The sequence below is a fragment of the Asaia sp. Ae19-3 genome, assembly GCF_059801175.1.
On sequence record NZ_JBCHWF010000001.1, the window covers coordinates 2262932 to 2281040 of the forward strand.

At 59.0% G+C, this 18109-nt stretch carries 15 protein-coding genes; 5 read left to right on the forward strand and 10 right to left on the reverse strand.

Going from position 1 to position 18109, the window contains the following annotated elements:
- Positions 1–39 precede the first annotated feature (39 nt).
- From AAID99_RS09840 to petA, 4 genes are read right to left on the reverse strand one after another with little or no spacing between them, the layout of a single operon-like run.
- Positions 40–645 (reverse strand): thioredoxin domain-containing protein, encoded by a 606-nt coding sequence (locus AAID99_RS09840; protein ID WP_498493740.1) that lies wholly within the window; start codon positions 643–645, stop codon positions 40–42.
- Positions 642–1337 (reverse strand): cytochrome c1, encoded by a 696-nt coding sequence (locus AAID99_RS09845; RefSeq protein WP_188425691.1) that lies wholly within the window; start codon positions 1335–1337, stop codon positions 642–644. Before AAID99_RS09845 ends, AAID99_RS09840 begins: the two co-directional genes overlap by 4 nt.
- Complete coding sequence (locus AAID99_RS09850; protein ID WP_188425690.1) at positions 1334–2533, reverse strand: cytochrome b; 1200 nt, start codon at positions 2531–2533, stop codon at positions 1334–1336. The genes AAID99_RS09845 and AAID99_RS09850 overlap by 4 nt, the downstream gene beginning before the upstream one ends.
- A gap of 9 nt (positions 2534–2542) precedes the next feature.
- Positions 2543–3199: a ubiquinol-cytochrome c reductase iron-sulfur subunit gene (petA, locus tag AAID99_RS09855; protein WP_498493742.1), complete on the reverse strand. Its 657-nt coding sequence runs from the start codon at positions 3197–3199 to the stop codon at positions 2543–2545.
- A gap of 168 nt (positions 3200–3367) precedes the next feature.
- Here petA and AAID99_RS09860 point away from each other — a divergent pair, with 168 nt between their 5' ends.
- The 3 genes from AAID99_RS09860 to AAID99_RS09870 are packed head-to-tail and all read left to right on the forward strand — an operon-like array spanning position 3368 to position 7246.
- Positions 3368–3823, forward strand: a complete 456-nt coding sequence (locus AAID99_RS09860) for a (2Fe-2S)-binding protein (RefSeq protein WP_188425688.1) — start codon at positions 3368–3370, stop codon at positions 3821–3823.
- Entirely contained in the window at positions 3816–6011 is a 2196-nt protein-coding gene (locus AAID99_RS09865) for a xanthine dehydrogenase family protein molybdopterin-binding subunit (protein ID WP_188425687.1), read from the forward strand. The genes AAID99_RS09860 and AAID99_RS09865 overlap by 8 nt, the downstream gene beginning before the upstream one ends.
- A complete protein-coding gene (locus AAID99_RS09870; protein ID WP_229719605.1) occupies positions 6008–7246 on the forward strand; it encodes a cytochrome c in 1239 nt (412 codons plus the stop codon). The genes AAID99_RS09865 and AAID99_RS09870 overlap by 4 nt, the downstream gene beginning before the upstream one ends.
- 163 nt (positions 7247–7409) lie before the next feature.
- Here AAID99_RS09870 and AAID99_RS09875 read toward each other — a convergent pair whose 3' ends face one another.
- The 5 genes from AAID99_RS09875 to AAID99_RS09895 are packed head-to-tail and all read right to left on the reverse strand — an operon-like array spanning position 7410 to position 14157.
- Positions 7410–7976, reverse strand: coding sequence for a cupin domain-containing protein (locus AAID99_RS09875; protein ID WP_188425686.1), 567 nt, complete (start codon positions 7974–7976; stop codon positions 7410–7412).
- Positions 7977–8029: 53 nt separating this feature from the next.
- The gene (locus AAID99_RS09880) at positions 8030–8596 is read right to left on the reverse strand and encodes a DUF3237 domain-containing protein (RefSeq protein WP_188425685.1); all 567 of its coding nucleotides are present in this window, start codon (positions 8594–8596) and stop codon (positions 8030–8032) included.
- Between the two features lie 32 nt (positions 8597–8628).
- Positions 8629–10521 (reverse strand): CocE/NonD family hydrolase, encoded by a 1893-nt coding sequence (locus AAID99_RS09885; RefSeq protein WP_188425684.1) that lies wholly within the window; start codon positions 10519–10521, stop codon positions 8629–8631.
- Between the two features lie 8 nt (positions 10522–10529).
- Positions 10530–11768, reverse strand: a complete 1239-nt coding sequence (locus AAID99_RS09890; RefSeq protein ID WP_188425683.1) for an alpha/beta hydrolase family protein — start codon at positions 11766–11768, stop codon at positions 10530–10532.
- 46 nt (positions 11769–11814) lie between these two features.
- Positions 11815–14157, reverse strand: coding sequence for a TonB-dependent receptor (locus AAID99_RS09895; protein ID WP_188425682.1), 2343 nt, complete (start codon positions 14155–14157; stop codon positions 11815–11817).
- A gap of 334 nt (positions 14158–14491) precedes the next feature.
- Here AAID99_RS09895 and AAID99_RS09900 point away from each other — a divergent pair, with 334 nt between their 5' ends.
- Both AAID99_RS09900 and AAID99_RS09905 read left to right on the forward strand, forming a co-directional pair.
- Positions 14492–15430, forward strand: coding sequence for an XdhC family protein (locus AAID99_RS09900; RefSeq protein ID WP_498493745.1), 939 nt, complete (start codon positions 14492–14494; stop codon positions 15428–15430).
- Positions 15427–16092, forward strand: a complete 666-nt coding sequence (locus AAID99_RS09905; protein ID WP_188425680.1) for a nucleotidyltransferase family protein — start codon at positions 15427–15429, stop codon at positions 16090–16092. The genes AAID99_RS09900 and AAID99_RS09905 overlap by 4 nt, the downstream gene beginning before the upstream one ends.
- A gap of 275 nt (positions 16093–16367) precedes the next feature.
- Here AAID99_RS09905 and AAID99_RS09910 read toward each other — a convergent pair whose 3' ends face one another.
- Positions 16368–17657: a DEAD/DEAH box helicase gene (locus tag AAID99_RS09910; protein WP_188425679.1), complete on the reverse strand. Its 1290-nt coding sequence runs from the start codon at positions 17655–17657 to the stop codon at positions 16368–16370.
- Positions 17658–18109: the final 452 nt, after the last annotated feature.

An 18109-nucleotide genomic window follows, 5' to 3' on the forward strand; every position in this document is an offset into this window, starting at 1 on the left:
ATGGCAGGCGCGGCATTTCAAACCCTTCAAGCGGTCTTTTCAGCCCGCCAAAACCTGCGGGTTTGCCGTCATGAAGCCCTGCAGGGAACGATATCCTGTTTCCTGCACACCCAGCAGGCTTTCCAGATGCTCCAGATTATTCACCAGACCGCGTGCCTGAACCGCACCTGTGGGGTCGAGTAGCACGGCAAAAGGCACGCGATCCACACCAAGCAGGCGGCCAATCGCCGGATCATTGACGAAGCCGTTTTCAGACAGGCCCAGTGCAGCGATTGTGCGTTTCTGCGCCTCGTCGCTTTCATCACCACAATAGAGCAAAGACAGGTGCTCACGCCGGGCAAAATCATTGATGATGGGCACCATCTTGCGCGAAACAGGGCAGGAGCCGGAAACAAAAACCAGAAGCTGGGGCCGCCCGTCATCGCGGCTTCCCCCTGCCGTCACCTCACGCCCTGAAAGGCTGAGCAGGCGTGTGGCTGGCAGATGATCGATGGCCGCTGCCGTGGGCGCCAGAGCCCCCAGAGGCGCGATACGACGATAGAAGCCCCTCACACGCTGAAACAGCAGCGCGATTACCGCACACAGGCCGAAAACCACCAGCCAGATGACAGATTGCGCGCAGATCAGTGTTGTCGTGTCGCTCATTGACGGGTTTCCTTCACACGCTTCCAGACGCGACGCTTGAGCAGGGCCAGAAGTGTCCCGAGACCCGCAAGATAGATCAGAACGACCAGCCCGGTATGCGAGCGCGCTTCGCGGTGAGGATGGGCCACCCAGTCGAGAAAAGCACCAACATCGTGTGACATCTGGGGTATCGTCGCCTTTGTCCCGTCAGCATAGGTGACCTGCCCGTCATGAAGCGGCGGCGGCATGCCGATATGGTTCTGGGCAAAAGCCGTATTGTAATAAGACCCCGGTGCCAGAACGACATCCGAAGGTTTGGGGGCATAGGAACGCAGGATGGTCTCGATCCGCCTGGCGCCCCCTTCTTCGGTCATGGCAAGGCGCGAGAAATCAGGCGGCAAATCACCATGATTGGCCAGGCGCGCCATGGCCTCATTTGGATAGGGCGACCCGATCGGGTCGGAGGGATGCGCCGCACGTGTCTTGGGATCACCATCGTCGTCGAGCCCGTCGGGAACCTGACGCGAGGCCGCATAGGCCTTGATATCGGGCACAGCGAGGCCGATTCCGGAAAGATCGGCAAATGTCACATGGTTGAGACTGTGGCACGTGCTGCAGACCTGCCGATAAACCTGAAACCCTCGCTGTTCGGGCGTGGCAGCCTGCGCCGACAGAGGCAGAGCCAGAAACACGCCAAGGAAATACCGCTTCATGCGCCCTCTCCCCTCAGGGTGGCAGGCTCGGGACGGGTAATTTCCACCCTTGGCAGAAATGGCAGCAGGATCAGGAAATAGGCGTAGTAATACGCCACGCTGATGCGACTGAGTGCGAGCCAGAGCCCGGTGGGCTTGTGCATTCCCGCAACGCCCAGCGCGATGAAGGCAGCGAATAATGCCAGAAGTGCCCAGCGCAGAACCGGGCGATATCGCGCCGATCTGACGGGTGAGCGATCAAGCCATGGTACGGCAAACAACACGACAAGACTACCCGCTGTCAGAATGAGGCCACCCAGCTTGGACGGAACGGCGCGCAAAATGGCGTAGAAAGGGGCAAAATACCATTCCGGCGTAATATCGCCTGGCGTCACCAGCGGGTTGGCCATCGCATAATTATTGGCCAGCGTCAGGAGATCGGGCGCAAAGAAGATCAGCGCCGCATACACCATGAGAAAAAGGCAAAGACCAAGTCCATCCTTGGTGGTGTAATAGGGATGGAAAGGCACGACATCAGCCGATGTTTTTGGTTCCACCCCTGTCGGGTTGTTGGACCCCACCACGTGAAGCGCCGCCACATGCAGCACGATCACGCCGATGATGGAAAAAGCCGTCACGAAATGCAGGACATAGATCCGGTGCAGGGCAACCGACCCAAGCCCCTCGCCACCCAGCAGCCATGAGGCCAGTGCCGGGCCGATCAATGGCACGGCGTTCATGGCATTGATGACGACTGTTGCCCCCCAATAGGACATCTGGCCCCAGGGCAGGATATACCCCGCAAAGGCAGCAATCATGACCAGAATGAACAGACCGAGCCCCGTCAGCCAGAGCAGTTCGCGCGGCGCCTTGTAGGAACCATAATAAAGACTGCGCGCCATATGCACATAAAGTGCCGCGAAAAGCATCGAGACACCACCCATATGGATGGCGCGCACAAGCCAGCCCGATGACACATGGCGGTCGATCGTCTCGATGCTGTTGAACGCCTCGGCCACGCTCGGCGTGTAATTGAGGGCGAGAAAAATGCCGCTCACGATCAGGAGCGCCAGGGCGATGGTGGCAAACGCCCCGAAATTCCAGAGATAGGTCAGATTGCGCGGCATGGCGAAATCGACATATTCGCGCCGAAATGCCGAAATGATGGGCAGGCGTGCTTCCAGCCAGCCTGCAGGCGTGTTGTCCGGTTTGCTCATGGTCGCCGCTCAGATCTGCTGGATGGAGGCGATGGAAAATGCCGGGTCGCCCTTGCTCTGGCCAATACGCACATGGGTGGCAGAAAGCATGGTAACCGGCGGCACGGGAAGATTATAGGGTGCAGGCGCGTCCTTATAGACGCGACCCGCCACGTCGAATTGCGAGCCGTGGCAGGGGCAGGAATATTTTCCCGATTTATCGTTGGGTGACGGCGTGGCGTAGGAGGGCACACAGCCGAGATGGGTACAGATACCGATCAGCACGCCAATTTCGGGCACGACAGAGCGATGCCAGTTTGTCGCGTCTTTCGGCTGCTGCAGGATTTTCGAGTCGGGGTCGCGCAGACGCTGCACGATATCGGCTGTTTTCAGCGATGCGAGCATTTCGGGTGTGCGCTTCTGTATAAATACAGGCCAGCCGCGCCAGGTCACGACCAGCTGTTGGCCGGGGCGCAAGGCGGCGATATCGACATCGATCGAGTCATCTTCGCCAAGAGACGTATTTTTCGCACCGTTCAGACTGTCGAGAAAGGGATAGGCCAGGGCGCAGGCGCCAACACATCCGGCCCCCACAATGACAGTCGACAGCACATCGCGTCGCCTCGCCCCTCCTCCAGGTATCGGACAGGAGGGAGAGGGGGTGGGGCGGTCTGCGTCCTGAGTCATGAAGTCCTGCTTGAATAGGATGATTTAATCATCCCGGGCTCGCAAAATCGTGTCAACATCAAAACAACTTCCCGCGTCGAAATAGAAGAGCGCACTTGCAATCCTGCGCGACACTGGTGATCCTTCCGAAACGAGCGGCGCCACAAAAAAGCGAGAGATCACAACGACATGAGAACGATTCTTATCAACGGTGAATCGCATGACGTCGATGTTCCGGATGACATGCCGCTCTTATGGGTTCTGCGTGACATTCTGGGGCTGACTGGCACAAAATATGGCTGCGGCATCGCACAATGCGGTGCCTGTACCGTGCACGTGGCAGGCCAGCCTGCGCGCGCCTGTCAGCTGCCTGTTTCACTTGTGGGCGACCGACCCGTAACCACCATCGAAGCCATTGGTCAGACCGCGCTCGGTCAACGCGTGCAGGAGGCCTGGCTGGAAGAACAGGTCATTCAGTGCGGTTATTGCCAGTCCGGGCAGATCATGGCGGCAACCGCCCTGCTCCAGACCACGCCGGCACCGAGCGACGACGATATCGATGACGCCATGTCGGGTAATATCTGCCGCTGTGGCACCTATGTGCGCATACGCGCCGCCATTCACAAGGCTGCCAGCAATGCGTAAGCCCCATCAGATCGGCCCTGTGCTCAACCGCCGTGCCATTTTGCGTGCCGCCCTCGCTACAGGCGGCGGATTGATGCTTTCCGGTGTTATTCCCGGCCTGCCAGGTGCCCGCGCCGAAGCAGCAGGCGCTTTCACACCCAACGCCTTCATACGCATCGATCGCGAGGGCGCCATTACCTTCATCATGCGTCATGCCGAAATGGGCCAGGGTATCTATACCGGGGTCGCCATGCTGATCGCCGAAGAGCTTGAGGTGCCGCTCGACAAGATTACCCTCGAAGCCGCCCCTGCCGATACGCGCTATGTCGACAAGGCTGCCGGTGAGGAAGTGACGGGAGGTTCGGCTTCGACACGCGATAGCTGGATCCCGTTGCGTCAGGCGGGGGCAGCAGCACGGATCATGCTCCTGCGCGCCGCTGCCGCAAGATGGTCGGTTCCGGTCGAAAGCTGTGTGGCACGAGAAGGGGCCATTCTGCATCCGGATTCAGGCCGCAGCCTTCCTTATGGTGCCTTGGCAGAAGATGCCGCCCGTCAGACTGTTCCCGACCCCATTCCCCTGAAAGACCCCGCGCAGTTCCGCCTGATCGGGACCAGCCCGCAGCGGATGGATACGCATGCCAAGAGCAATGGCAGCGCGCTGTTCGGTATGGATGTGCGTGTCGATGGCATGAAAATCGGCCGTATCATGGCCTGTCCGGTCAAGGGGGGAACGCTGGCAGGCTTCGACCGCGACGCGGCGATGAAAATTCCCGGTGTGATCGATATTATCACCCTTCCCGATGCGCTTGCCGTTATCGGCGCGCATAGCTGGGCCGCCATTTCGGGGCTCAGGGCAGCAAATCCGCAATGGAATTTCGGCCGGAATGCCGGGGTATCGAGCGCCACATTGCTCGAAGCACTGAAGAATGCATCGGCAAAAACCGGGCTCGTCGCGAAAAAGACCGGCGATGTCGAGTCCGCGCTTGCGAGCGCCTCTACCCGCATCGACGCTGTCTACGAACTGCCCTTTCTGGCCCATGCGGCGCTTGAACCCATCAATACCACGCTGCATATCCGCCCCGATTCCGCCGATGTCTGGGTGGGAACGCAGGTGCCCATACGCGCCCGGCAGGAGGTTGCGGACGCCACTGGCCTGCCACCAGAGCGCATTACCGTGCATAATCACCTGATCGGTGGCGGTTTTGGCCGCAGGCTTGATTCGAATTCGATCGGCCAGGCGGCACGCCTTGCAAAACAGGTACCCTATCCGGTCAAGCTGTTCTGGACGCGTGAGGAGGATATCCGTCAGGACCAGTTCCGCCCGTTCTATTATGACCGCATCACGGCCGGGCTTGATGACAAGGGCATGATCAAGGCGTGGCACCACCGTACCACCGGGTCCTTCGTCTTGGCGCGCTGGGCGCCTGAAGGGTTGCAGAACGGACTTGATTCCGATGCCGTCGAAGGCGCTACCGAAACACCCTATGCCATTCCCGCCCAGCGTAACGAGGCCGTGCAATGCGAGCCGGAAGGGCTGACAACCCTGTGGTGGCGCGGCGTCGGCCCGACCCATAACGTGTTTGTTGTCGAGGGCATGATCGACGAACTGGCCCATGCCGCCGGCAATGACCCGCTCACCTTTCGCCGCAGACATCTCGGTCCCTCCCCCAGAGGGCTGAAAGTTCTCGACGAAGCCGCGAAACAATCAGGCTGGGGACGCATATTACCAAAAGGGCACGGGCTCGGCATCGCGCTTCATTATTCCTTCCAGAGCTGGGCTGCGACCATTCTCGAAGTCAGGGTTGAGGAAAACGGGCAGATCCATCTGGTGAGGGCCGATACGGCGGTCGATTGCGGGCCTGTCGTCTTTCCCGATGCCGTGCGTGCGCAAATCCAGGGCGGCCTGATTTTCGGTCTGACCATGGCGCTCTACAACGAAATCACCTTTCGCGACGGTCAGGCGGAGCAAAGCAATTTTCATGATTATCGCATGATGCGCCTCAATGAGGCGCCCGATATCCGTGTGCATCTCGTCTCCGATCCGACAGCAGAGATCGGTGGTATCGGCGAGGTCGGCACCGTGGCGGCAGCCCCCGCGCTGGCCAATGCCATTTTCGCAGCAACCGGAAAACGCCTGAGGCGCATTCCATTCGTGCCGCAGATGAATGCCCCGAAAAACCCCGAAAATACTGGGGAGAAAGGCGCATGAAACGCCGCATCGTTTTCTCCGCCTCCGCCCTGATGTCCCTGACCATCGGGCTTAGCAGCGCCGCACAGGCACAACAGGCCCAGCCGGAAACGCAGCAGCCTGCCTCGGGGGAAAGCGCCCAAGTTACACGCGGCCGCGCCCTATTCGTCGCAGCCGATTGCGCAGCGTGCCACCTCTCGCAGGATGGCCGTGCCCTGACGGGCGGGCGCGTCTTCACCCTGCCCTTCGGATCGATTCATGCGGTCAACATCACCCCGGATCGTGAGACGGGCATTGGGGCCTATACCGACAAGGCCTGGCTGAAAATGCTTCGCAAAGGTGTGGGTCTGGGGGGCAAGCATCTCTATCCCGTCATGCCCTACACCTCTTACACCCTGCTGAGCGATGACGATGCGCTGGCCATAAAGGCCTATTTGTTCACCCTGCCCGCCATTCATGCCCCTGCCCCGAAAAACAGCCTGTCCTTTCCGTTCAACCAGCGCTGGACCATGATTTTCTGGAACTGGTTCAATAATCCAAACCGACGCATGGCGACGGATACCACCCACTCTGCGCAATGGAATCGCGGGGCCTATCTTGCCGAGGCGCTGGGCCATTGCGGACAGTGCCATACGCCGCGCAATTTCATGTTCGGCCTCAGCAGCCGCGCCTATGCCGGGGCGGTGCAGGTGGGATGGACCGCCTATAATCTGACCTCCGACCGCGAGCATGGGCTTGGGGCCTGGAGCGATGACGACCTCTTCAGCTATCTCTCAACCGGCCACGCCAAAGGCCACGGCCCTGCCTCCGGCCCCATGGCAGAAGCCATAGAGCACAGCCTCAGCCAGCTACCCGCTGATGATATTCGTGCGATGGTCGTCTATCTGCGCGATATCCCGGCGCAGCCTGATGGCCCCAGTCGAAACCATGGGCAGATTGCCGAAAATGATGGTCCCTCGGCGGGCAGGCATGTATTCCAGCAGGCTTGCGCCGGATGTCATATGGAGGATGGATCGGGCCGCCAGTCGGACTGGGCCGCTCTTGGCGGCAGTCATTCGTTGAGCGACCCGTCAGCCACCAATCTGGTTTCCGTGCTCAGAGAGGGCACTTCCCTTCAGACCGCTCATGGCGCCATGACGATGCAGAAATTCACCTCTGCCTACACGCCGGAAGAACTCTCAGCGCTGTCTTCCTGGATGCTGCATCATTTCGGCGGGGTAAATGCCTCGGTCGATCCCACAAAATTCAGACCCTGAATCCCTGCCTCGTAACCGGTGACGCGTAGGGGCCTGAAAACCCGTGTTCAGGCCCTGTCTGATACGAGACTGGTATTTTCCAGCCAGGATCAGAAAATGCTCATGGAGAAAAATACTTTCTCCATGAGCGTCGCAGCGGCCTCAGGTCAGGCCTTCAAGCCGTTCAGGGCGTATCGACATTTGCCCAGACGACGCGTGTGACCTGCTGCGAGCCATTGCTGTAGCGATGCGGCGTTTCACTGGGAAAGGAGAAGGAATCTCCCTCACGCAGAATACAGTCCTGACCGCCCACCTGCAGATGCAGACAGCCTTGCAGGACCAGACCGGATTCAAAGCCGCTATGGGTCAGGATCTTGGAACCCGAATGCCCGTTGGGTTCGATGATCATGAGATAGGTACGCAGCAATTCCGGGTTCTGTGAATTGAGCATCACCTTCGTAATCCCCTCGCCGAAGCTTAGAAGGCCATGATCCTCGATACGGGTATAGAAAGCAGGGGTATCAAGGGACTGGCCCTTGATGGCCCCGAAGAACGTCGACATGTCGAGTTCGAGCACGTCTGAAATCTTCATCAGATCGCGTATGCTCGGCGATGAAGCGCCACGTTCAATCTGGCTCAGATGGCTGAGCGAGATACCGACACGCGACGCGACATCCTTGAGCAGATATCCGTTCTGCTTTCTTCTCTCACGGATGGTGTTGCCCAGAGTACGATCGATGTTCGACGTCATAACGACAGATTCGTTCAAAGACATTTCGCGTGAACCAGATCCCGGAGAAAGTATCAGTTAAGTCGGAGCACCTGAATCAACCGGTCGTTCTGATGAGGGCCTTTGGCGAGCTCCATCCCTTTAGGGACCGGATAGACAAGAGTGGCAACAAAAATGCTTTTATTCAACCAGTCATATTTACCCTTCGGGGCGATGAATTCAGGGCTCAGGCGATATTTGTAATCCTTGCCACCGTCAATCGGGTAGGCGAGCCCCTTGTTGTGGATGACAATAATCTGTCCGTCATCGGTCCTGAGGCGATAAAAGGCATCCACCACCTCGACCCCATCGGGGCGCAGAACCGGCAGATCGGCCCCGCCAGCCTCGACAGTGCCATGAATACCGGGGCCATCGAAACGCCCGCCAATAATCGGCCAGATTTCCGTGCGTTCGCCATCCTTGCTGGCGCCTTCAGGGCCGGGGCGCACGGGGTCGGTGCAGGTCACGACTAGATTGAGCACCAGCTCGGTCTTGACCGGATCATAGACCTTGCCGTTGAACGGGGCCTCTGTCGCCGCATGGGCCGCCCCTGATGCAACCAAGCAGGTAAGCGCGCAAAGTGCTGATTTCAGGCTCTTCATGTCAAATCACCTAGAAAGAGAGAAAACGAGGGTCACTGCAGCGGATCGCGCCGACAGGGCTGCATGAGCACGTCGTTGCATGGCCCAGGCGCTGCAGGAATGGCGGAAACAGCAAGACCCGGCGCGCCCTGCTCGGGCACGGTGCCCAGCACGAGACGCGACAGATGCTGTGGATCATGCCAGAGGCGGTTGGTGGCAGGCAGCAGCCAGGGCGAGAACCCGTAGCCGCCGAAATTGCCTGGTGCATCGATCCAGAGGCGCAAACGCGACCCGGCACGAAACACATGGCCCATCTTGCTCAGTTCGACGCGCGCCAGAACCGGCTCGTCGGGCGCAAGACTTTGCGTGGTATCGACATGATCCAGCGGAAACGGGCGCAACAGAGTGGATCTGGTCGGGTCCTGCGCCCGATCGGAAAGACGCAGCCAGCCACGCTCGACAAACATTTCCTGATGGTCGGGGCGCAGCTCCGTCAGCGTTACCTCAACATCGGTATCGGGCATGTCGGATGACAGCCAGAGATCTGCACTGGCAGGCCCATAGGCAATGAGTGTCTTGCCCAGAGGCGCCGAGGTATAGGCGAGGCTCCCTTCACGCCAGTGTTCCGGCAGGGCACCCCAGCCATAATGATCGGCATCGACATCCACATCCGGCCCGCGTACGGGATAGGCATAGCTGTCAGATCCGGTTGAGGGCGTGGCATTGTCTTCCAGCAGACCTTTGGCGGCGAGCGTGAACACATGAGGTGTCGCCGCGATCGGATAATGCGCCCCGCTCAGGGTGAGGCGGGGTGCCATCTGCTCGACCTTCTCGTGTCCCTCGCCATGAGAGCCGCTTTCAAGCCAGACGCGCACATGAGGCGTATCGCTGAAGGCCGCTTCATGCCCCTTGAGGAAGCGATCGAAAAACCCGAGCAACAGACTGCGATATCTGAGCGATTCATAAGCGTCATGCTGCCCGTTGGTCTGCACCAGCCATGTCTTTTCCGGGGCAAGCGTGTCCTGATAATAGCCTTCGCGTGAGGTCACAGCCTCATCCTGAAAAGCCTCCATGGACAGAACGGGCACCTCGATCTGGCTGGTTCTGGCCGCCAGATTGCGCTTCTCGATTTCTGCGTCGCGCAGCGGATGACGCAGGATCAGATCACGCAGATTATCCTTGCGATTGGCGTCGGTATTGATGGCAAGACGATCTAGGCAGCGCTGGTCATGCTCGGTCTGGGCGCCTTCCTTCAACGCATCCCAGCGCGACTGGAGATAAAGCAGCCAGCCGGAGGGAAACTGCATGTTCGGCACGCCACCCGGCGCCCAGCTATCCAGACGCGCATCCCCCAGAACCATGCCCGGCGCGATGGCCCGCAAATGCGGGGGGCGTGTCGAGGCGGTCGCGATCTGCGACATGCCCGCCCAGGACCAGTTTGCCATGCCGACATGCCCGTCAGACCATGGCTGCGAAGCTGCAAATTCGACGATGTCGTAGCCGTCCTGGCCGTAGCTCGGGGTCAGAAAGGTAAACTGCCCTTCCGAACACCCCGTCCCGCGGGCATTGACCCCGAATACCGCATAGCCATGCGCAACCAGATCGCGATCGAGGCTGACCGACATGGCTGTATCGCCCTTGAGATAGGCCGAACTGCCGATGCCGCCGGGGTCGTAACCGCTGTAATTGATCACGACGGGAAACGGCCCCTTGCCCTTTGGCAGGAGCACGCTGTAGCGCAGGGGCGTATGATCACGCGTCGGCAGATAACCGACGACACGTCGCCCCCAGAAGGGCGCCGTTCTGACCAGCTCGGGATTATATCCCGAAACGGCGGCAATCACACTGCCACCTGAACGCGCCTCCTGTGCCTTTCCCACGCAGGGAAAGGCCAGCAGCGAAACACCAAGGCAGAGACCTGCCAGAGAAGACCGTCCTGCCGTCATGAGCGCGGTCAGTGACGCTGGCAGGTATTGGAGGGGGCGTTCCCTGCAAGAACCGATTTCAGCCACGCAATCTGCGTGTCCATCGATTCAACCATGGCGGCGCCATGCTCGGCATTGGGCACAACCATGTATTTCACGTCCGATCCGGCATGGCAGGCATCCTTCGCATAGGATTCCAGCGTGTGGATGGGAATGGTCGTGTCACCACCGCCAGCAATCAGAAGGATCGGCCCCTTGGCCTTTTCATATCCGACCGTCTGCTCGGCAAAGAACTTCTTGACGTATTTGTTCTTGTCCCAGTCCGGCCGCACCAGTTCCTTGGCCGAATAGGGGTAATAGAGCGCATTGCCGGTCAGCCAGCAGGCCTTGCCTGTTGCTTCGGGATATTGCGACAGACCGGTTTTCGACAGCAGATCTTCAGGCTTGAATTCAGGATATTGCGCGTGAATGGCATAAGCGAGCCATGACATGTAGGGACCGCCTGCCTTTTTCACGGCAGAGATATTGGCATTTATCATGCCGACACGCGCAGCCGGTGCAATCGAAATGGCGCCAAGATAGCCAGGATCATTTGCCTTGGCTTCGGCTTCTGCCGTGGCGAGCGCGGCATAAGCGCCCTGGGAGTGACCGACCACGAACCATTTCTGCGACAGATCGGGAAGCAGGGCATGGGCTGCGGGCACCGCATTACGGATATCGGCCACCTGGGCAAACTTGTTCATGTACTGGTGCGGGCTGTCAGTTCCCAGACCATGATAATCGGTCATGACAAGCACAAATCCGGCAGCGGCCAGATCGAACACGCGCAGCCCGCCGTAATAGACATCCTTCATGAGCGACGGCGCGCAGGACTGGGCGGTGCCACTGGTGCCGTGGGCCCATACGATGACAGGCCAGCCCCCTTCTGGCGCCTTGCCGGGAGGCACGACAACGACGCCCGATGTCGCGACCGGATTACCGTGCGAGTCAGTCGAACGATAGAGAATGCGCGTTGCGGTAAAGCCCTTGGGCAGGCTGTATTCAGGCGCTTTTTCCTGACGCAGCAATGCGCCCGGTGCAGACGCAGCAATATCGGCGGGCGTGCTGTAGAATGCCGTGCGCGGCAGGGCATCCTGGGCTTCGAGCGAACGGGTGACGGCCGGATCGGTCGGCAAGGGTGGCTCTCCGGCATGAGCAAGCCCGCTCAGCCCGGTCGAGAGCACAAGCATGGCAAGCAGATTGGCTTTGAGAGACAGTTTCTTTGTCATGTTCCACCTGAAAAGAGAGAAAAACCTGTTCTGAAACCGGGTCCGTTCAGAAATCATACCCGATCTGGAAACGATAGCTGGCGGGCATTCCGTAGATCTGCTGGAAGTCGCTCACCCCGTCGGTCTGACCGACCGTGCGGTAATGCACATTGGTCACGTTGAACCCCATAAGCGCCAGATTCCAGTGCTGCTTGTGGGAGAGCAGATCGAGACGCACATCCAGCAGGCCGTAACCCGGAATATTATTGATCCAGGCCCCTACCCCGCGCGACGCATTCAGCGTGGTGCGGAAGCTGTAATTCATCTGCACCCCTGCGGTATAAGCCCCGTTGAACATCTCGTGCTCATAACGGGCCGAGGGCGTCAGGCTCCAGCGCGGGGCATAAGGCAGGCGCTGCCCCTGCCACGACACCAGGTTACCGGCGTAATCCAGCTGGTACTGCGAGGATCTGACGATTTTCGCGTCGTTATAGGCAGCCCCGAGATTGAAGGTCAGGGTCGGTACGGGCTTCCAGACGATATTGCCTTCGAGGCCCTGATTGACCGCCGTGCCCAGATTGGTCAGGGTCGAAGTGATCGTCTTGCTGACAGCCGAATATTCGGTCGTGAAGTTCTGATAATTATAGGTGCGGTAGTAGAAGGCCGCGCCGTCGACGATCAGCTTGCGGTCACGCGTCTGGGCCTTGAACCCGGCCTCGACTGCCCAGACCTGCTCCTCACGATAAGGGTCGATCTGTGCCGTGCTGGCAATGGGGAAGCCGCCGTAGAAACCGCCCGACTTATATCCGCGCGCAACAGAGGCATAGACCATGTTCAGCGGGTCGAACTGGTAGCGCAGCACGGCCTTGCCCGTGACATGGTCTTTCAGCTGGTACTGGCGCGTCACGTCAGAAGCGACGTAATAACCCGGCGATTGCTGGAAAGCGCCATTATAGGTCTTGTATTCCCAGGTGCTGCGTGCACCGAAATCGAGCGAGAGCTTGGGCAGGATATGATAGGTGATCTGCCCGTATCCGCTATAGGATTGCGTTTTCTGGGTGTAGCTCAGAATCCCTTCATTGGCCGCGCCGGAGAGACCGGTATAGAGAGTCTGAAGCGCGTTATCGAAAAGCTGGAACTGCTTGTTCTCTTCCAGATCCTCATAAGCCACATCGAGACCGAGCAGCCAGTCGAGACGCTTGGGCTTGCCCGAGCTGAGGCGCAGGTTTTCCTGCGCCATACGCATGGGGGTATGCTCGACCTGCGTGGCATAAACGGGGCCGGTCGCAGCGTAGTTGTAATTCAGACCGTAATCGAAATAATCGAGCGAGGTGATGGAAGTCAGCTCAAGACCACCCAGATCGCCCACCGCGCTGAATTGCGCCCCACCCGCCTTGTTGTCGAGCTGATTAACCGGAGAGGAAAGCACCTTGGTGCCATCCTGCGTCTGACGTGATGCCGCCTGACTGGCATCGCCGAAAGCCTGAGGCAGTGTGAGACAGTTCTGCTGATCGGCATAACCGGCAATCATGGCCGAGCAGAAACCACCCGTATTATTGTAAACGCCAATTGCCGTTGCCAGAGCGAGCTGCGACTTGTCGCGGCTGCCATGCAGATCGAAATTGAGCGTCCAGTTATCGAGTTTTGCAGCCACTTCGAGACGGACGGAGTCACGGTTCTTGCGCCCCCATTTCGCGCCATTCTGCAGCGATGTCTGCCAGCCGCTCCAGCCATGGTCCGATGTCTCGGCAATACGGAAGGCCAGATTACGGGTGATCGGCGCGCCATAGGCTGCATTGATATGGCCATCACCCCAGCGCCCGTAGGAAACCGCTACCGAGCCGGTTGCCTTGTCGAAATTGGGCTTGTTCGTCAGAACACGCACGGCGCCGCCGATTGTATTGCGTCCATAAAGACCGCTTTGCGGCCCCTTGAGAACTTCGACACGGGAAATATCGAACAAACTGCCCGTGCCCATGACCGTGCTTGGCTGATAGGCGTCGTTCAAAAAGATGGGAGCTGCGGGGGTCGAGTTTGGGTTGAAATCGGCAAGACTGACGCCACGGATCACCCAGGTCGGCATGGCGCCACCATAGAAATCGAGGTTCTGTGCGTTGGTCGTGTATTTGATCAAATCCGGCAGGGTCTGCACGCCAAGGCGGTTGAGTTCCTTGCCCGTGAAGATCTGTACGGTTTCAGGTATCTGCTGCGCCGTTTCCTTGCGCCGACGCGAGGTGACCATCACCTCTTCAACACCGCTGCCTCGGGCAGAAGAGGGTTTCGCAGTCTTCTTTTTTGTTGCGTAACCGGAATGTTTAGGATGCGCCTGCACAGAAGAAGAGGTCTGGGCATGCGCCGCAACCGGCAGAATGCAGAGCGAACAGGAAAGCCAGAAGCGAAGCGACAGCACGCCCTTGCCTCTGACGGGGCGACACGCCCCTGCCGCGACGCGGGGCCAGAAAGAGTCTGGTTCGGTATCGTAACGACTGGACGTGCGATATCGGCTCTGCTCGTGGCGACACATTGACGGCCTCAAATTGTTCGGGTGCGTGTTTGCGTGGGAAATTTTTCAAATCGATCCGAATACGAAACATCAGATCATGAGGGGAAAATCCGGTCAACAATTTTTTTGAAGAAATAATGACGGTTACAATTTCCTGTCAAAAAAATCTCCATAATGAGGGCGGACAGCCGTGAAAGTCAGCGCTAGTCTCTCTTTCCTGCCCCTATCGAAACAGGAAACCATGCAAGACCCGACCAGACCGACGGCGATTCCTGTCATGGCGGTCTGCGCCATGCCCAGCGATCATCCTGATGATGTCGTGCGCTTCCTTGTTGAGAGCCATCAGGCAGGCCAGGACTGCGTCCTCGCAATATTGACAGATATCATTGAGGGCGCCTCACGCCCCTTGGGCACACTCATGGCCATACGTGATGATGGTCATTATGTCGGCATGGTATCTGGCGGCTGTGTCGAAGCCAGTGTCGTCAGCGAAGCCTGCACGGCCATGACAGAGAAGCGCGACCGCATCTGTCGCTATGGCAAGGGCTCCCCCTGGTTCGATATCGTCCTGCCATGCCGTGGTGGCATTGGGCTCCATTTGCACGTTCTGCGCGACCTGACTGCCCTGATCGGGTTTCTGGAACACCGTCAGTCCAGACAGGCGGTCATGCTGCATTATGACAGCACAGGCGAAACCCTGCGGACAGAAACGGGCGAGGCGCCCACAGGATGGCAGGGCACGGTTTTTACAGCCGGGTATCGCCCCGACCCCCAGATCATGATTTTTGGCGGCGGGCTCGAAAGCCATTTTCTGACCGCGCTCGCCACTGCTGCCGGACTGACAATCATGGAAGGTAACGTGACATGCATCATGCACCATGCGCAGGATCAGGACACCGCACTCGTGCTGCTCCATCACGATCTCGACCGCGAACTGCCTCTGCTGCAAGCCGCGCTGCAGACCGAGGCTTTTTTCATCGGCTGCCTTGGCAGCCGCAGGACACAGGCCCGACGTCTTGCAGCCCTGCGGGCCATGGGTCATGACAATGCCTCCCTCGAACGCATACGCGGCCCGATCGGTCTTTTTGGCCCATCGCGTGAAGCGCGGTCTGTTGCGGTCTCGGTTCTGGCCGAGATATTTTCCCTGATCGAAGCACGAAAGGCAGCGCCGCGGACATGACAGGGCAAGATTGCGTTCTGCTTGTTCTGGGGGCCGGTCTGAGCCGTCGCTTTGGAGAGGATGACAAGCTTGAAGCCGTGATCGGCCAGCGGAAGCTGGCGCATCACCTTCTGGGCACCGTCGGGAACTTCAACTGGCAGCAGAAACGTGTTGTTCACCGCGCCAACGGCAACTGGCACGAGGCCTATGAGGAGGCAGGATTTCAGTCCCTGATCAATGCCGCATCGGAGCGCGGTCTGGGCGCATCGCTCGCTCTGGGAATAACCGGCCTGCCACCTGAAACAAGAGTGCTCGTCTGTCTGGCAGATATGCCGTTCATCTCGACAGATCTGATCGGCACGCTGCGCGCGGCCAGTGAAGCGGTTCCAGATCAGATTTTCGCATCGCACTCCCTCGATTACAGAGGGCCACCGGCTGTTTTCCCGGTTTCCGACCTGAGAACACTCGACCCTGATAGCGAAAATGGTGCGCGACCGCTGCTTCGACGCGCGCGGCTCATTGCCGCAACGCCCGATGAAATACGAGACATCGATTTTCGCGAAGACGCCCAAGAGGCGGATCGCAGAATGCGCCAGGCAGAATCGGCGTCACTTGCTCATACAACAGGCCTTGGAAAAACAACCAAGGAGCCTTCTTCTCAGGAGAAGCGCCACCGGCAATAAGGCGGCGTGAATTTATGACAATGACCTGCTTTCAGCTCGGATTTTATCTGGTTCAAAGCGACGATACGCAGCGCGATCATTGCCGGGTTCGACACTATTTGGCGCCCCTTTACTTTGGCATTTATGCTGCAAGGGGCAGACCGCCAGAGAACGCGCTGGCGGATCCAGCCCGAGGGAAGCAAGGCACGGGAGCGTCCACATTAATGACGCCCCCTCACCCTGTCATGATACCTGACAAAGCTGATGGCTCCCGATACTCACGAGAGCCGTAAGTCTCAGTTTGCGCGGTTTGCCATAGCAGCGGCACGTGCCGCAGCCTTCTCTTCTTCGGTCCAGACCTTACGCTCGCGGACCTTCGGCTCCTTGATCTTCTTTACCGGACCACCGCCCAGCACGGGGGCGCGTGCAGTTGAGTAGCGTGCTTTCTCGCAATGCCATTCATGGTTTTCATGCACTGTCAGCGCCCGCCCGATGGTGCGCTCGACATCATGCAGCCAGGCGCGCTGCTCGGCATCGCACAGGGTAATCGCCCGGCCGCTGCGTCCTGCGCGGCCCGTGCGACCGATACGATGAACATAGGCTTCCGGCAGGCTGGGCAGATCATGATTGACCACATGGGTCACTGTATCGACATCAATGCCGCGCGCGGCGATATCGGTCGCCACCAGAACGCGCGCACGGCCTTCGCGGAACGCCTCGAGCGCACGCTCGCGCTGACCTTGCGACTTGTTGCCATGCAGGGCCTCAGCCGTAATGCCCGCTTCGGTAATATGCGAGCAGACCTCGTTGGCGATGTTCTTCTGAAGCGTGAACACAACGGCCTGTCCGACATCAGGCGCGCTCAGCAGCGACAACAGGGCCGCCTTCTTGTGCTCTGCATCAAGGAACATGACAGTCTGCTCAATGCGATCGACCGTGGTGGAAGGCGGCGCAATTTCCACCTTCGCAGGATCGCTCAGCAGACTATCCACCAGCGCTGCGATCGATTTCGGCATGGTCGCGGAAAAAAGGATCGTGTGGCGTTCGCCCGGCGTCGCAGCGACGATCTTTTCGATAGGCTTGGCAAAGCCCATATCGAGCATCTGGTCAGCCTCATCCAGCACCAGGGCTTCGAGGTTCGACAGATCGCAAAGCCCCTGCTCGATCAGATCCAGCAAGCGGCCGGGCGCTGCAACGATGATGTCAACACCGTCCTGCAGCGCATTGACCTGATGAAACTGGCTGACACCGCCAAAAATCGTGGTCACGCTGAAATTCAGATGACTGCCGAATGCCTCGAACCCATCGGCAATCTGGCTGACGAGCTCGCGCGTCGGGGCCAGAACGAGCACACGGGCCCCGTTTTTCGGTGCGGGACGAGGGTTGGCAGCCAGACGATGCAACAAGGGCAGTGCGAAAGAGGCCGTCTTGCCTGTTCCTGTCTGAGCCATGCCCAGAAGATCACGCCCCTGCAGAAGCAGGGGGATCGATTGTGCCTGAATGGGGGTAGGCGTCTTGTATCCGGCTTCGGCCAGCGCCTTGAGAATGGCAGGCGCCAGAGCAAGATCGTCGAATGTCATGGTCATGAAGAAACAGCGCCTCCGGCGCACAAAATCGGTTGCGCCTTGGTGGGCATTCAGACTGCGGAGGTGCCCTTTAGCGGGCGAATTGTTGGCACGTCAACGCAAACGTAGACTCACGCTACGGTGGCTCCCGGTTGAAGCGATAAAGATGCGTCAGCGCCTGCCCAGCCTTCTCCCCGAAGCCCCGATTATACCATGGAAGGCGGATCATGCATGATTTCGGCGACTAGTCACTGGATGCTTCAGATCACGACTTTGGAAACCTGCTTTCGCGTGAGAACCCTGATACGACGCAAGAAGAAACCGCAATATTTGACAAGATTATCGCGAATTACCGAAGCAGCCAGTACGCATGACACAGTGCGCTTCATTCACCGAACCATAACCGATGAGACCCATTTTCGTAAACTGCATATCGGAAGATTGAATCCAGCCATTCTCTACAACAACCCCAA

Excerpts from the sequence above, each read along its gene's own strand:
- AAID99_RS09840 (WP_498493740.1), bottom strand. The coding sequence starts at position 645 with ATGAGCGACACGACAACACTGATCTGCGCGCAATCTGTCATCTGGCTG.
- AAID99_RS09845 (WP_188425691.1), bottom strand. The coding sequence starts at position 1,337 with ATGAAGCGGTATTTCCTTGGCGTGTTTCTGGCTCTGCCTCTGTCGGCG.
- AAID99_RS09850 (WP_188425690.1), bottom strand. The coding sequence starts at position 2,533 with ATGAGCAAACCGGACAACACGCCTGCAGGCTGGCTGGAAGCACGCCTG.
- petA (WP_498493742.1), bottom strand. The coding sequence starts at position 3,199 with ATGACTCAGGACGCAGACCGCCCCACCCCCTCTCCCTCCTGTCCGATA.
- AAID99_RS09860 (WP_188425688.1), top strand. The coding sequence starts at position 3,368 with ATGAGAACGATTCTTATCAACGGTGAATCGCATGACGTCGATGTTCCG.
- AAID99_RS09865 (WP_188425687.1), top strand. The coding sequence starts at position 3,816 with ATGCGTAAGCCCCATCAGATCGGCCCTGTGCTCAACCGCCGTGCCATT.
- AAID99_RS09870 (WP_229719605.1), top strand. The coding sequence starts at position 6,008 with ATGAAACGCCGCATCGTTTTCTCCGCCTCCGCCCTGATGTCCCTGACC.
- AAID99_RS09875 (WP_188425686.1), bottom strand. The coding sequence starts at position 7,976 with ATGACGTCGAACATCGATCGTACTCTGGGCAACACCATCCGTGAGAGA.
- AAID99_RS09880 (WP_188425685.1), bottom strand. The coding sequence starts at position 8,596 with ATGAAGAGCCTGAAATCAGCACTTTGCGCGCTTACCTGCTTGGTTGCA.
- AAID99_RS09885 (WP_188425684.1), bottom strand. The coding sequence starts at position 10,521 with ATGACGGCAGGACGGTCTTCTCTGGCAGGTCTCTGCCTTGGTGTTTCG.
- AAID99_RS09890 (WP_188425683.1), bottom strand. The coding sequence starts at position 11,768 with ATGACAAAGAAACTGTCTCTCAAAGCCAATCTGCTTGCCATGCTTGTG.
- AAID99_RS09900 (WP_498493745.1), top strand. The coding sequence starts at position 14,492 with ATGCAAGACCCGACCAGACCGACGGCGATTCCTGTCATGGCGGTCTGC.
- AAID99_RS09905 (WP_188425680.1), top strand. The coding sequence starts at position 15,427 with ATGACAGGGCAAGATTGCGTTCTGCTTGTTCTGGGGGCCGGTCTGAGC.
- AAID99_RS09910 (WP_188425679.1), bottom strand. The coding sequence starts at position 17,657 with ATGACCATGACATTCGACGATCTTGCTCTGGCGCCTGCCATTCTCAAG.